Source organism: Providencia vermicola (assembly GCF_020381325.1).
Taxonomy (GTDB): Bacteria; Pseudomonadota; Gammaproteobacteria; order Enterobacterales; family Enterobacteriaceae; genus Providencia; species Providencia vermicola.
The window spans coordinates 146,749-161,320 of record NZ_JAGSPI010000004.1; the positions used below are offsets into that span (position 1 = coordinate 146,749).

The 14,572-nt window shown below is 35.8% G+C and carries 14 protein-coding genes and 1 pseudogene; 11 read left to right on the plus strand and 4 right to left on the minus strand.

What is annotated here, in order from left to right:
* Window positions 1-4 precede the first annotated feature (4 nt).
* From KDJ85_RS07315 to KDJ85_RS07350, 8 genes are all read left to right on the plus strand, one after another.
* Window positions 5-841 carry a DUF932 domain-containing protein gene (locus tag KDJ85_RS07315; protein WP_225819084.1) on the plus strand — a complete coding sequence of 279 codons (837 nt, stop codon included), beginning with the start codon at window positions 5-7 and terminating at the stop codon, window positions 839-841.
* 211 nt (window positions 842-1,052) lie between these two features.
* Window positions 1,053-1,760, plus strand: coding sequence for a helix-turn-helix transcriptional regulator (locus KDJ85_RS07320; RefSeq protein ID WP_225819085.1), 708 nt, complete (start codon window positions 1,053-1,055; stop codon window positions 1,758-1,760).
* Window positions 1,757-1,933: a hypothetical protein gene (locus KDJ85_RS07325; protein ID WP_225819086.1), complete on the plus strand. Its 177-nt coding sequence runs from the start codon at window positions 1,757-1,759 to the stop codon at window positions 1,931-1,933. The genes KDJ85_RS07320 and KDJ85_RS07325 overlap by 4 nt, the downstream gene beginning before the upstream one ends.
* Window positions 1,934-1,937: 4 nt before the next feature.
* Window positions 1,938-2,399, plus strand: coding sequence for a hypothetical protein (locus KDJ85_RS07330; RefSeq protein ID WP_225819087.1), 462 nt, complete (start codon window positions 1,938-1,940; stop codon window positions 2,397-2,399).
* A gap of 162 nt (window positions 2,400-2,561) precedes the next feature.
* Window positions 2,562-3,050, plus strand: a complete 489-nt coding sequence (locus KDJ85_RS07335) for a hypothetical protein (RefSeq protein WP_225819088.1) — start codon at window positions 2,562-2,564, stop codon at window positions 3,048-3,050.
* A gap of 65 nt (window positions 3,051-3,115) precedes the next feature.
* Window positions 3,116-3,568 carry an IrmA family protein gene (locus KDJ85_RS07340; protein WP_225819089.1) on the plus strand — a complete coding sequence of 151 codons (453 nt, stop codon included), beginning with the start codon at window positions 3,116-3,118 and terminating at the stop codon, window positions 3,566-3,568.
* A gap of 318 nt (window positions 3,569-3,886) precedes the next feature.
* On the plus strand, window positions 3,887-4,753 hold the full coding sequence (locus tag KDJ85_RS07345) for a hypothetical protein (protein WP_225819090.1): 867 nt from the start codon (window positions 3,887-3,889) through the stop codon (window positions 4,751-4,753).
* Window positions 4,737-5,588, plus strand: a complete 852-nt coding sequence (locus KDJ85_RS07350; RefSeq protein ID WP_225819091.1) for a reverse transcriptase family protein — start codon at window positions 4,737-4,739, stop codon at window positions 5,586-5,588. Before KDJ85_RS07345 ends, KDJ85_RS07350 begins: the two co-directional genes overlap by 17 nt.
* Before the next feature lie 587 nt (window positions 5,589-6,175).
* Here the strand turns inward: KDJ85_RS07350 and KDJ85_RS07355 are convergent.
* The 4 genes and pseudogenes from KDJ85_RS07355 to KDJ85_RS07370 all read right to left on the minus strand — a co-directional run.
* Window positions 6,176-6,467 (minus strand): annotated as a pseudogene (locus KDJ85_RS07355) (type I restriction-modification system subunit M N-terminal domain-containing protein); the annotation flags it as partial.
* 509 nt (window positions 6,468-6,976) lie between these two features.
* Complete coding sequence (gene lpxL, locus KDJ85_RS07360; RefSeq protein WP_225819092.1) at window positions 6,977-7,900, minus strand: LpxL/LpxP family Kdo(2)-lipid IV(A) lauroyl/palmitoleoyl acyltransferase; 924 nt, start codon at window positions 7,898-7,900, stop codon at window positions 6,977-6,979.
* 460 nt (window positions 7,901-8,360) lie between these two features.
* Window positions 8,361-9,188, minus strand: coding sequence for a sulfite exporter TauE/SafE family protein (locus KDJ85_RS07365; RefSeq protein WP_225819093.1), 828 nt, complete (start codon window positions 9,186-9,188; stop codon window positions 8,361-8,363).
* A gap of 291 nt (window positions 9,189-9,479) precedes the next feature.
* The gene (locus KDJ85_RS07370) at window positions 9,480-10,382 is read right to left on the minus strand and encodes a LysR family transcriptional regulator (protein WP_225819094.1); all 903 of its coding nucleotides are present in this window, start codon (window positions 10,380-10,382) and stop codon (window positions 9,480-9,482) included.
* 118 nt (window positions 10,383-10,500) lie between these two features.
* Here KDJ85_RS07370 and KDJ85_RS07375 point away from each other — a divergent pair, with 118 nt between their 5' ends.
* The 3 genes from KDJ85_RS07375 to KDJ85_RS07385 are packed head-to-tail and all read left to right on the plus strand — an operon-like array spanning window position 10,501 to window position 14,524.
* Window positions 10,501-12,072 carry an MFS transporter gene (locus tag KDJ85_RS07375; protein WP_225819095.1) on the plus strand — a complete coding sequence of 524 codons (1,572 nt, stop codon included), beginning with the start codon at window positions 10,501-10,503 and terminating at the stop codon, window positions 12,070-12,072.
* A 2-nt stretch (window positions 12,073-12,074) separates the two neighbouring features.
* A complete protein-coding gene (locus KDJ85_RS07380; RefSeq protein WP_225819096.1) occupies window positions 12,075-13,118 on the plus strand; it encodes an HlyD family secretion protein in 1,044 nt (347 codons plus the stop codon).
* Window positions 13,115-14,524 (plus strand): efflux transporter outer membrane subunit, encoded by a 1,410-nt coding sequence (locus KDJ85_RS07385; RefSeq protein ID WP_225819097.1) that lies wholly within the window; start codon window positions 13,115-13,117, stop codon window positions 14,522-14,524. The genes KDJ85_RS07380 and KDJ85_RS07385 overlap by 4 nt, the downstream gene beginning before the upstream one ends.
* Window positions 14,525-14,572 lie beyond the last annotated feature (48 nt).

Consider the following 14,572-nt stretch of genomic DNA (forward strand, 5'->3'; position numbering starts at 1 on the left):
TATCATGAGTTTATTAGCCTCTCGTTTCGGTTCTGCCAACAGTATTCGCCGTGACCGTCCACTCACCATCGAAGAGTTATTCCGTACTGTACCGAGTGTGTTTTCTGAAGAAAAACACGATTCACGCAGTGAACGATATACTTATATTCCTACCATTACCTTACTCGATAGCCTGCAAAAAGAAGGCTTTTATCCGTTCTTTGCTTGCCAGACCCGTGTACGGGATATCAGTCGTCGAGAGCACACCAAGCATATGTTAAGGCTTCGACGCCATGACCAAATTACGGGAATACAAGTCCCTGAAATTATTTTGCTCAATAGCCATGATGGCTCAAGTAGCTATCAAATGTTACCGGGACTCTTTAGAGCCGTGTGCTCTAACGGTTTGGTGTGCGGTGATGTATTAGGTGAAGTGCGTGTACCCCATAAAGGGGATGTGGTGGGTAAAGTGATTGAAGGGGCGTATGAGGTACTCGATACGTTTGAGCAAGTGGCTGAAAAACGCGAAAGTATGCAGTCGTTATTGTTACCTCCACCCGCCCAGCAAGCCTTTGCTGAAGCGGCTTTGACCTATCGCTTTGGTGAAGAGCATCAGCCAGTGACACGGGAGCAAGTTCTTCAGCCTCGACGCTTTGAAGATAAAAAAGAAGACCTCTGGACAGTGTACCAACGTCTACAAGAAAACCTGATTAAAGGAGGATTATCAGGCAGAACCGCAAAAGGTAAACGCGCTCGTACTCGTTCGGTGAATGGGATTGATGGCGATATCAAGCTCAATAAAGCCCTGTGGGTGATGGCGGATACCTTATTTAACCAACTCGCTCCCCGCCAGCCCAACTAATTTTCCCGCCCTGACAGGTTGTGTCGTTACGCCTTACATTCTTATCGTTCAAATAAAAAGCATAACGTTATTTATCAAATAATTAGATATAGCTATTTTTAACTAAAAAGCCCAATGAGAATTTTTCCCAACAGACATAACCTGTCAATCCCCTAAGTTAAACTCCCTCACTTCTTAATTTCCTAACGTCTGTTATTGAGAGCAATACGTTATGTTTCAGACCAACCGAAAATATGACCGCATGGCTGTGCGACTCTCTGCGCTGATTGCCCGCTTAATGGCAGGAGAAAACCTTGTGCTCTCATGTTTAGCCCAAGAGTTCAATGTTTCTGAGCGCACGTTACAACGGGATTTACGTGAACGCTTGGCTTATCTGGGTGTAGAAGGTCGGCAAGGTTGTTATCGCTTGCCCATCAATACGCTAAAAGCTTACCGAGATAAAGATGTTCTTACCTTTGTGAAACAGATTGGGATGACTCGGTTGTTTCCGGGGCTAGACAGCCGCTTACTCGGGTTACTGTTAACCCAGCAGCCTCATGCACCTTGTTTGATTTGGAATCACGCCCATAAGATTTCGGCTTTGCATGCCGACCATTTCTATCAATTGGTGTATGCCATTACCAGTAAGCAATCTATTAGCATACTCACGTTTGAGCGTCGTTTTAATCCGCTACAACCTTATCAACTGATTTACCGTGAAGGCCAGTGGTATTTATTGGCGGAATACCACCAGCAAGTACATGTCCTGTTGTTGGATGATATCCAGCAAGTTCAACCACTCAATACCCCCTTCACACCGAAACACGCAGTGATGCAACTGTCACAACAAAACAGTTTTATCGCAGCCTTACCGCATTTTAGATTGATATCACAATTACTTACCTCTCTTCCATCACACAAAGAAAGGAGCCGACCATGACGTTATTAACCCCACCAGCATCGCATCCCACACATTGCCCGCAGTGTTCTTCTGAGCAAGACATCATTGCATGGGGCTCGGGCTGGATGTGCCGCGATTGTGGTCACGAATGGATCATGCCTATTCAAAATAACCATCACATCGTGAATTCATCATCACATAAGGAAGCTTAAAAATATGAACACCGTTTCACACTTACAACTGGGTTTAGAACGCATCGCTATCGTTATCAGTATCTTGTTATGCCTTTGGATCACTGGCGTATTGCTAACACATTTCCAGCTTATCGCCCTTATCATGAACCCGTATGGGATCACATTGATGTACTTCGTTTTATATCTCTTGGCTTTGGTTACCCCACAACTCTTAGCGCAATTAGGTTTGTGGGTTTTGAGTGCCTTTAAAGGGATAGATTATAAAATCCATTTCAACCCCAAATTAGTTGCCATTATCTCATCCATCATTATCGGATTAGCCCTTTCTAGCCTACTGATTATCATGTCATCCGATTGGCTATACGGTTTTACTGAAGGTATCGCCACCACGATATTGCTGGTTGATTTGCTTATCGCCACTGGTATTGCCTTTTATCTTCATCGACGAATTCGTCACTGGGTTTCAGTGCGATTAAACCGCTAGCCATAACATTAAACATGATCAGCAATTTTTATTGTGGATACCTTATTCACCATTCACCCGATAACCATCGAATACGCCATATCAGGGAAAACCAAGCACCCATTAGACGGTGTTCATCAAGCGTCAATCTGACGTTTCTATTTATGTTGATAGGAATTTATAATGAAAAAATATGTAGTTGTAACTGTATTGGCCTCACTGTGGTTGATGACATTACCCGCCTCTGCCACCAGCCAGCCCCCTAAAAATACTATTTGGGAATATAAAGGCGATGGCGGTAAAACCTTATGGCAAGTGTGTGGAAGCCAAAACAGTACCTGTAGGATTGTGGGCTCAACCAAGCATTATGTTGCTGTACTGAATCATAAATCCGCGTCAGGTTGCGCATTTGGTGATTTTTATATCGTGACAAGAACTGACGGAAACTGGCAACAACGCGATACGGGCACTTGTAGCCCTAATGCCTACGTCCAAAAAGGAACCATTAATAATGGTCAGTACTCCTCGGTCGATATTGGTGTTGGTGGGACGATTGTAGCCCGTTACCCCATTGGGTATTGGAGTATGCAAAAAGAATTCTCAGGCAAGAATCGACCGCGCTGGAAAGAAAAAGACCGTACTAAAGGTGGATTGCAAACCAATCAACAATAAATCTATATTCTCGCTACCGTCAATGGCGGTAGCGAGGACGATACAAGATAACTAAAGGTAACGTAATGAATAAGGTAAAAAGTGTATTCGCGATAGGACTATTAGCAGTTAGTGCATTTAGCTTGGCTGAAGAACAACAGCGTTATGCGAGCATCACACATACCAGTTCAAACTTTATTAACCAAGGTTACTGTGGTTATTCATTTACCCTCGATAATGGCGGCAACCATATGGTTCTAGACCACGCGGAGTTTGGTGCGCTTGAACTCACGCTGCGGATGAAAGATGGGCAAGGAAAAGTATTAGGGGATACGGTACTGGAAGTGGAACCTTTTGGCGATTCTAGCGCCACTCGTGCCACCTTTGCTGGATTAGAAATACCTTGTGAGGATGTCGCTGAGTTTGAAGTGGTTAAAGCGGTGGAAGATCAGAACGGGCGTAAGGTTGAGTTACCACTATCAATCTTTGAGGCCAATAATCCAGAGTTGGCGAAGATGTCGGTGGCTGAGGAAAAATAATAGTTTTTTTTGCTATCTATCAAAGTAACGAGTGGCAGATTGAATGATCTGCCATTTTTGTTTTTTTACTCTCACGCATTCTGGATTAGAATGAACTAATATTTATCAGCTAAAAACGTGGTGACTTAAAGAATAATGAGCATAAACATCTATCCATAACTCAGCTAACATTAAAAAAACGGTATAAAAATCTTCTTTAATATACATACCATAGTTAATACAAGTTATTGTTTTACAAAATAGAAATAATAGCTACAATGGCAAAAAAGTATAATTGATTACTAGATGGGTATATTCATATTGAAGCAACGGTGATTTATGGGGATTTTATTTTTATTTTCTTTATTATTGGCTTGGCCTACTTATGGAATATCAATAATTTTATATATTGGTATTTTTACCTATCTAGCAAATTCAAAAGATAAAAATAATTTCGTTAAAAATAAAACAGTCAGAAATTTCGCTAAGAATGACGAAACGAGATATCCATCTTGGATAGATAACGAAAATGAATTGAGTATATTTTTAGAGGTAGTTCAGCAATTATCTTTAAAAAAAGGAGTCCCTTTACTCTTTTACACATCAGTCTTTAAAAATAAAAATTCCAAGGAAAAAATTTTTTCTTATTTAATGAATATAGAAAAATCAGGGGCTAGCTTTATTGAACAACAGATATTAACATCCGAGATTATCTATAATATATGGGAAGAGCAAAAAAAAGTACATTCAATAAAAAATATAGAACCAAGTTACTCACCAATAAGTAGTATTGTAAATACACACAAAAACAACACTAAAAACCATCAAGCATTTATTCGATTTTTGTATTTAACAAGAAAAACAAACAAAAAAATAAAACATGGAGTTAATTCTTTAAAAATACCACAAGATAAGCTAAATGTTTTCTTTGCAAATGAGGTTGACTATAGTAATTTATCAATACCAAAAATAAAAATAGAATTAAAATCCAAAAATAAAGAAACACTAGATATTTTATTTTTCAAAATAAATAAAAATTTAGATAAAAAAGTTTTATTTATCTGCTTTCTTTTTAAAGAACTTGGAGATGATTCATTTTTTTACTACCTAGCAAAAAATCATAAAATAACCAATAATACTGTTATTGGTGATAACCTAGATTTTAAATTCATAACCAATGGTATTTTAAATGCTAAAAGAATATAGGATAAAATCAGAAGGGAAAGAACTAATCTTTTACAAGTTTAATTTAAAGAAACGAGGTAAAACTAGGTTAATATTCAAAGTAAGCGAGCATTTATCCTCATTCTATAAGGAAATAGCAAAAAAAATCGAGTCCTACTACTACTCAATGCTTAATGATGAAAGTTTATATTTCTCTAAATTAATGTTAAATAATAGTTTAGAGGAAAAGATGGCCAGAGGATTTATTAAAAATGTCCCTCATGCTTTTTTTAAAGAAAGAAGCGCTGTAACTAATGCATTAAAGCATATAGGCTTTGATCTAACATTAAAACTAGATATAAAAGATTTCTTTAATAATATAAAACCACGTATGCTGCAAGGGCTGTTGGATGAGAAATATTTAGATTTGTGTTTTATAAATGAAACACTGCCACAAGGATTAAGCACTAGCCCTATAATCTCAAATATTGCAATGATAAATATAGATAGAATGATTTATTTGAAATTATGTTCTATTTTACCTATCGATAAATTTATTTTCACTAGATATGCTGATGATATATCAATAAGCATAAAAACCATTGAAAATAACGACATTAAAGCAATAGCAAAGAACATAATAGAAGAAGTGACATTGATTCTAGATAAAAAAGGGTTCCAAATCAATAATAAAAAAACAAAAATAATGTTAAAAAGTAATGGATATAGAACAATAACTGGCATATCAGTAAATGAACACGAAATAAAACCGACAAGAAAAACAATAAAAAAATTAAGGTCAGCTGTGCATAATTTAGATTTTAATGGTGCAGTCGGATTACTAAGCTGGATTGAATATGTCAAAAGAGCGAAATAATCGCTCTTTTGACAAGAGCCTACGTTTTAAGTGTAAAGTGTAAAACACATTTTCAGAACGGACAATTCAGCGGACGAAACATCACGCCATACCTGTATAGGATAAGTCTCTAAGCTAGGCTTGCAAACTATAACCTAAAAAAAGTAAGAAGTCTTGGCTTATTTATGATTATTGAAAAACCTTAAGTTGATTGTAAGTAAGACTATGATTTGTATTAGTCCCCATAAAAAACAGTAAAATAAAATTTAGGCCCAACAATAGGCCCAAATTAAAAGTTGAATTGAATATTAGCGCTATAAAATCATTCAGTTAAGCGACGAATTCAAACTCCGCCAGCACTACGCACTGACACAAATAGGACTACAAATGATACGCAAATATACGCGGATTATTAAGTTCACTAAAAGCCTGCTTCCGTGGGCTTTTTGACATAAACTGAATTTTTAGCTGCTCGATATTGTAATCAAAAAACTATATTTATTATTACAAATAATGGAATGATAACATGCCAACAATCCCTGCATTCTGTGATAACTGCCACGCCCTATTCTCATCTGGCATTTTTGTTGATAATTGTACAAACCTTTAATATCGTTTTGTTTCGCTCGCTCTTGAAAATAAGACCAACGAGACTGCTGCGGCAAAAAGAAACGTTATCTTGTTGATAGAAAACATCCATATCAACAAAGGCTTCTGACCATTTTTGGTTAATTGGCTGCGTTTGGCTTCGAATTTATCACTGATAAATTTCAGAAACACCAAACTATGCACCACGTGTTTATATTCGGAGGATTCAACGCTACCACGTAGTTGATTAATGGTATCCCAAAGGGTTTCTTCAAAGCCTTTGGTTGGTTTTTTCGCGGGAGATTTAGTTATGTTGGTAGTTTCTCTTTTCTTACCAATTATTATCAGAGAGCATTGAGTTAATGTTGATTATTTTTACGCCAACTGACGATAATATATACAAAATAGGTTTGAAAAAGATTACCTCATAAAACCAGGTGGGATTGGGCAGCTACAGCTAAAATAATATCCCTTTTTTCTATTTTTCAGAACAGTAAAAATAATAAAATTGATTATAAAAACACCAAGAGACCCATGTGTATGCCGAGTATAACCGATTGATATTACTTAGAAATATCATCGTTTTTATCAGTTCCCCTGCTATCTATGGCTGGGGAGCTAATTATTTTGTACATCAGTACCACATGCAAAACATAACGACTCAAGAGGCGCTGTTGTAAACATAGTTTGATAAAACGTTTTTAATTACAACAATAACATGGCCTAGAATATTAATTTTTTAGCAGTCCCTTGCTTGCAATTCTTGTCTTATAGACCCTTATTAGCCCTATAATCAGAGAAACACGCATATTTTATCGTCGCTAAATATATAAGGAAGGCTCCCCATCCGGCCTAGTTTTAAATCGTCTATGAGCCCATAAATACTGCTCAGGTGCTTTTATTATTTCCTTTTCTAATATGGAATTAATAATAGTGGCGTCTTGTAAAGCATCATTAGTCGGATAATTAATAATTTCTTTTCCTAGTACTAAATCATAATTAATACCACTATTATTACGTAATAATGTCACCGTCAGTGTTGGTGATTGAGATAATTGAGCAAGCGTTGATGTGCCTTTTGAGGTAGAGGTATTTTTAACTGAAAAAAATGGGGCAAATACTGTCCCTTTCCTACCAAAATCTTGGTCTGGTGCAAACCAGATGGCTTTACCACTTTTCAATTCTTGTACCATGAATCTTAAGTTTTTTCGGTCTATCATCCCTTTTCCTGATCTGCATCGTCCTTTTGTTTGAATATACTCCATCGCCTTATTGTTGTGTGGCCTATACATCGCATTAACAGGAAAACAAAGCCCCATTATCCTACCGCCCAGCTCTAAAGACATGAAGTGAACGCCAACTATAATGACCCCTTTATTTTTGCTCATAACATCTTGATAATTAGACATTCCTTTAACTTGAAATAATTTTTTTATTTTATTATCACTCCAAAACCATGCAATCCCTGTTTCAAATAATGCAATACCTAACGACCTTAAGTTCTCAGTAACGAGGTCATTTATCTCTTTGGTACTTTTATTTGGGAAACATAGCTCTAAATTTCTTTTTATAATTGAAACTCTTCTTCTAATAAAATACTTCGAGTTTTCGCCTAAAAAAGCACCAAGTTTAACTTGCCATTTATAAGGAAATTTAACTAGTAAAAATAAAAATATAATTCCTAACCATGTCATAGCATATTTAGGATGGAGCAACTTTATAGAAAATAAATTTTTGGTGTACATGATATTTATCAACACTTCATCTTTGCGGTGTGCAATCTAGGTTAGACAGTTAAATTTTTTTAAAATTCAAAATATATGATTAATTATTTATCAACGCCACGGGGTCAGTAAAAAGCTCTCACTGAGTTCATGTCCATAATGGGTACCCTGAAATATGTTACCACTTTGTATCTAAGTTCACTAAAAGTGGTATCGTTATACCTCATATAGAAACAGTTAGCGAAGGCTAACTGGTAAGGTTATACATGTACAAACAAAACCTGGTCATTATTTAAACAGCAAGCGCCAACTAAAATGGCTTGCTTAATAAATAGTTGCAGCGAATACGTATGCTCTGTTTACTAGGCAGTACAGAGATCCTTAGTGTTCTGAACAACATTCATCGATTTCTCATGAAAGCCAATAATAAATTAACATTGAAATTTTTAGCAAACAGAGACTTTTAATTAAATTATTTTTATTAAAAAATACTCGGGGAAATAATTACGTGGATCATTTTACTTACAACTAAGATTAAAAATATCGCGAATATTTGACGGATCATTTTAACTGACAGTTTATACGCAATTTTAACGCCAAGAGGAGCAAATAAAACACTGGTTATGCCAATACCAATAAATGCTGGAAGATAAATAAAACCGAGATAATAATCTGTAATTTCAGTTTTATTCCACCCATAAATGACTCCCGCTATCGCCCCCATTGTTGCTAAAATAACACCAAGCATTGAAGATGTTGCTATACATTTTCGCGTGTTAAACCCCCAAGCGCTGAGAAGAGGCAATGTAATCGCTCCACCTGCAATGCCGATAAAGCTGGAAATAAATCCGATTAATACCCCACCACTGGATAACCAATGTTTTGATATAACAGGATCTTCTACATTTTTAATTTGATCAGCTTCATTTTTTTTTGAAAATAACAAAGTATATATCGTATAGCCCATGAAAAGACAAAAAATAATCTGCAAAATAATATCTGATGTTTTGTGAACGAAATAAGCACCAATAAATACGCCCATAATGGTACCCATTGATAAATATGGAAATTCATTCCACAGAATCGCTTTATGCTTACTGTGGGAATAAGCAGATGATGCCGTAGAAAAAATAATAACAGAGAATGAGGTCGCTAAAGCTATTTTCATTGTCAATTCATGAGGCATTCCTTGCTCTGTTACTGTATATATAATAATAGGCACAATGATAGCGCCTCCACCTATACCTAACAAACCAGCTAAAAAACCCGTAACACACCCTATTAATAAGAAAATTAATAGCATATCCATAATTATTCCTTATATTATATGGAAATAAAAACGAAGATATAATTAATACATATTATATAGGAATGCAAGTTGATAATTTATTTTTTAATTAATTTATTTAACTCATGATTTACTATGAAGTACTGAAAAAATATTTACCACTGCGATTAGAATAAAAATATTCAAATATTATATAGAGTTAAATCCATTTCAAATAATAGTTCCCCCTTAATCAGAGGATTTTAAATAAAATGAAGTACACCAACCAATTACAATATTAATTTTTAGATACATAAAAATATTTTCAAATCTTTAAAAGAATTTTTTCACCATATTTCTTAGCCATCGATGAGCAGGATCATTATCTTGCCTTGGGTGCCATGCTTGAACTATTTGTATAGGCGCAAGTTCAAAAGGTAACTCAAACTTTTCGAAAGGAAGTCCAATTTTATCAATGCCTTTTAAAACATACTCGGGTATCGGTAAAATACAATCAGAAGCCATTACCATCATGAGTGCTGAATGAAAACTGGGTAATGTAACCTCGATAGTGCGTGTGTAACCTAAACTAGCTAAAACTTCATCAAGTTGGCTTTGCATTTGGCCTTTTGATGAAACTGCAATATGAGGATATTGAATTAAACTTTTCACTGAAACATTACCTAAAATAGGATGGTCTTTTCTTACAACAGCTTGAAAATTACTATAAAATAATCCTTGTACTTTGATTTCTGGGTGCCAGTTTTTTCGAGCTCCGATCAATAAATCAATTTTATTCTCACGTAAGAGATCATCATAATCTTCTAATTCGCCAATAAACATTAATTTGATATTGGGCGATTCTTCTTTAATTTTTTTTAAGAGCCCATGGCTTAATAAACCAATAAAAATATCATTAGCTCTAATTGTAAAAGTACGCTCAAGATGGCCTGGGCTCACAACATGCTCTGGTGCAAATAAGGTTGCCATCTGTTCTAAAACTTCAGGCAATTGAGATTTTAATTCAAGGGCTCGTTGTGTTGGAACCAAATGTTTACCTGCCCGAACCATAATGGGATCTGAGAATTGCTCTCGCATTTTGTTGAGTGCTCGACTCATTGCAGGGGAACTTATGTGTAATTTTTTTGCAGCGCCAGTCACACTGCCCTCGTCCAATAAAACATGTAAGAAATAAATAAGATTAAAATCAATATTTTGAAACTGGTTTTTGTTCATCTCGCCATCTCGATTCCATTTTTAGGAATTAGTCTTTCCTATAATTTCATTTTTCATAATGTATCAAATCTCAGATACTGAGTCACGTTTTCAATGGCTTTATTGGAGGGCATGACTTATGGAGCAGGGAGCAATAACGTTAGATAAAGAGAATAAATGGATTAAAAGCGTGAATGAGGTTAGCTCCAGAGTCTGGCTTGGGCTATTAGGTATATTTTTTGCCGTTATGTCCAGTGGAATAGGCGAAGGAGCAAGTAAGATTGCTCTTGCTGACATCCAAGGCAAACTTTTTTTAGACATCGATAAAGGAAGCTGGGTAACAACCTGCTATGTGATTGGTTTTATTTTAGGTGCTAGCTTTACGCCTAATCTTTGGCCAACATTTTCTTTACGTCGAGTTGCATTAACTTCGACTGTATTGTACTTCATCACAAGTATTTTAATTCCTATTTTTGACAGTGATTACCGAGTAGTACTTGCCTTGCGTAGCTTACAAGGGATAGGTGGTGGTGCCCTCCCCCCTATGCTAATGGTCGGGGTTTTACGGTTTATGCCGCCATTAATTAAGGTGTTAGGCCTCAGTATTTATAGTTGGGCTGCTGCTTGGGGGATAACAATGGGAGCATCGGTTGCCTCTGTTGCATTTCATTGGGGAGTCGATGGTTATTTTTATTGGAATTTACCTTTTATGGCTTTGGCTATTATTCTCATTGGAATTGGAATCCCACAAGATCCATTAAATCGTGAGCGTTTAAAAAAATTTAATTGGAGAGGATTATTACTAGGCGGAACATCATTAATATTATTGACAATAGGTATAAGCCAAGGAGAGCGTCTTGATTGGTTTAATTCATTACTTATTTCAATGTCGTTAATTGGAGGAACAGGTCTATTTATTGCATTTTTAATTAATGAATGGTTTCATCCTATTCCTTTTTTTAATTTACAACTGCTAAAAACTCGAAATTTAGCATTTGCATTAATATCATTAGGTGGAGCAACGTTAGTGATGTTTGCATTAGCAAATATAACTTCAACATACTTAATTTCAATACAAGGATATAGACAAGAGCAAATAGCGGACTTAATGCATTGGATTGCATTACCTCAGCTCATTTTTATTCCTATTATAGCCACGTTGTGTAATTCGCCTAGAGTTGATTGCCGGTGGGTTCTTGCAATGAGCTTATTACTGATGGGAACTGCTGCATTATTATCCGCTCAATTAACATCAAGCTGGAATAAAGAAAATTTCTATTTAATCGCTATTTTACAAGCCGCAGCACAACCAATGGCAACAATTCCATTACTTATGCTGGCTACGGGGAGTGTTAAACCAATGGATGGCCCTTATGCTGCCGCGATGTTTAATGCTGTTCGTGCTTTTGCTGCGATATTAGCGGGAGGTATTATTCCACTATTAACGAGACAACGGGCAAACTTTCATGAAGTCTCTGTCAATACATCTCTTATTTCTGAGCCATCGACAATTATTAATTGGGATCCAATTTTAGTTTCTGAATCAATTATAGAGCAAAGTAAAGTATTAGCATACTCAGATAACTATATTATGGTTATTGGGATTATTTTATTTATTTTTATCTTAAATTTTATTTACCCAACACGTATTTATCCACCTTATATATTAAAAAACCAACAACCGATTAATCATAAAATAGAAGTGAAATAAAGATGATGAAAAATAAAAAAGTGACAATATCAATATTAACAATTATTGGTATCACATGCACTTTAGTATTAAGTAAGTTTGCATTCGAGAATATTGAAGAAAATACAAATAATGCCTACATTCGAGCAGATATTTCGCAAATATCACCTCAAGTTTCAGGGGAAATAACACAAGTTCTAGTGAAGGATAATCAGAAAGTTAAAAAAGGCGAATTATTAGCAACTATTGACGATAAAGCATTTAATATTGAACTTGCAAGAGCAAAAGCGAATGAGCAATCTGCGATTGCACGTAAACAAAATGTTGAAGCTAATCTCAAGCGTCAGGATGCGCTACTTTTAGTCGCTGAAGCTGACTTAAAAGCTAAACAAGCTGAGTTACTATTTGCTCGCCAACAGCAAGAACGCTATGAAAAAATGGCAATAACAGGCTCGGGCTCGCGAGAGGCGGCAGGAAAAGCTCGCACACAGGCTAAAACAGCGAGCGCGAATGTAACCCAAGCAGAATCTAATATTAAAGCCACAAAAGCGATGAAAAATATGTTAACGGCTCAATTAGATGAAAGTTTATCCGAGATTCAACTCGCACAATCTCAAAAAGAAATGGCCGAACTGAATTTATCCTACACTAAAATCAATGCCCCTATTGATGGGGTCGTTGATGGTAAAAAAGTTCGTATTGGCGAGCAAGTCAAAGCTGGAGAAGGGTTATTGTCTCTGGTTCCTCAAAATGAGTTATATATCATTGCTAATTTCCAAGAAACTCAGCTTGAACATGTATTACCTGGATTATTTGTTGATATTGAAATTGACACTTTTTCAGGGAAAAAATTGCAAGGAATTGTAGAAAGCATAGCCCCCGCTTCTGGAGCAAGTTTTTCGTTAATAAAACCAGAAAATGCCACGGGTAACTTTACTAAAATTGTTCAACGGATCCCCGTAAAAATTACATTTCTGCCCAATAATGATCAACGTGAAGTATATAGCGCTTTGCGAGTCGGCATGTCTGCTGAGGTTAGTATTAAACTCAAAAAGGATAGCAAATGATGAAAATTGGTTTTGTTGCAGCATTGATAATTATGCTATCGGGATGCCAAATAGTTGGCCCTGATTATGAAACACCATCGAATATGCTACCAAAACAATGGGAAAAAATATCGTATGGTGCTGACATTCCCATAGAGTGGTGGAAAAAATTTGATGATCCTCAATTGAATATTTTGATGGAGAATATGCTTTCAAATAACCTAGACTTACAATTAATATCATCGAGAATAGCGCAAAGCCGCGCATTACTGGGTATAACTGAAGCAGAAACACTACCGAATTTTAATTTAAATACATCATATAAAAACCAACGCGCATCAGAAAATGGTTTGATGGATCCTTCAGGTAAAGACGGAAAAAACAACTATAACATTATAAATGCGGGAATTGGATTATCTTGGGAAATTGATATGTGGGGAAAATTACGTCGAGCATCTGAATCTCAACGAGCTAATTTTGCTGCATCAGAATATAACCGCCGAGGGATTCAAGTCTCTATTATGGCTGAATTGGCAACATATTATTTCCAATTAAGGTCAGTGCAACAGCAAATTATCGTATTGAATGAAACTGAATCTCTATTGAATAACAAACATAGAATATTGAAAGAACAATTTAGCTATGGAGTGGGCCAAAAAACCGAAATTGAAAAAAACAGAATAAAAATAGATGAGATTGGTGTATTACGCACAGAAAAAGAAGGAAAAGTTAAAAGAGTTCATAATGCTATTGCTCTATTAATAGGTGAAAATCCGAGTACGTTAAAGCTGCCTTTACCAGAAGGTTATCAGCTTCCCCAATTTAAAGATGAAATGTCATTAGGCATTCCATCTGAATTAGCTGTACGGAGACCCGATATTCGTGAGGCAGAAGAATTGCTTCATAAAGCCACCGCGGATATAGGCGTTGCAAAAGCGGATTATTATCCTCGAATTACGCTAACTGGAAATGCAGGAACTCAATCCCTCTCATTATCAAATTTAGGTAATTGGTCATCAAGCCTTTATGATTTAGGCCCAACATTATACTTTCCTCTCTTTGATGGAGGAAAAATTACTCAACAGGTTCGTTTTAGTGAAGAAAAACATAAGGAAGCTGCGCTAAATTACCAATTCACCATTTTAAAAGCTTGGCACGAAGTTGATAATGCCCTTTCTGACTATCAAGTTCAGCAAGAAAAACTACATATTTTAATGAATTCAATAATGGCAGAGGAAAAAAATATGTTCCTCGCAGAGAATAAATATCAATTAGGGGCAAGTAGTCATATTGAGATATTAAATGAAAAAAATGACTTGTTATCATTAAAATTATTACTATCAGACTTTCAGCGTGATATGGCTTTATCAGCGATCCAGCTCTATCGCTCATTAGGTGGAGGATGGGAAAACACATACCCTATTTAATAAAAACGAAATTTTCACACTATAATTTTTAAATAATTATTATTTTTC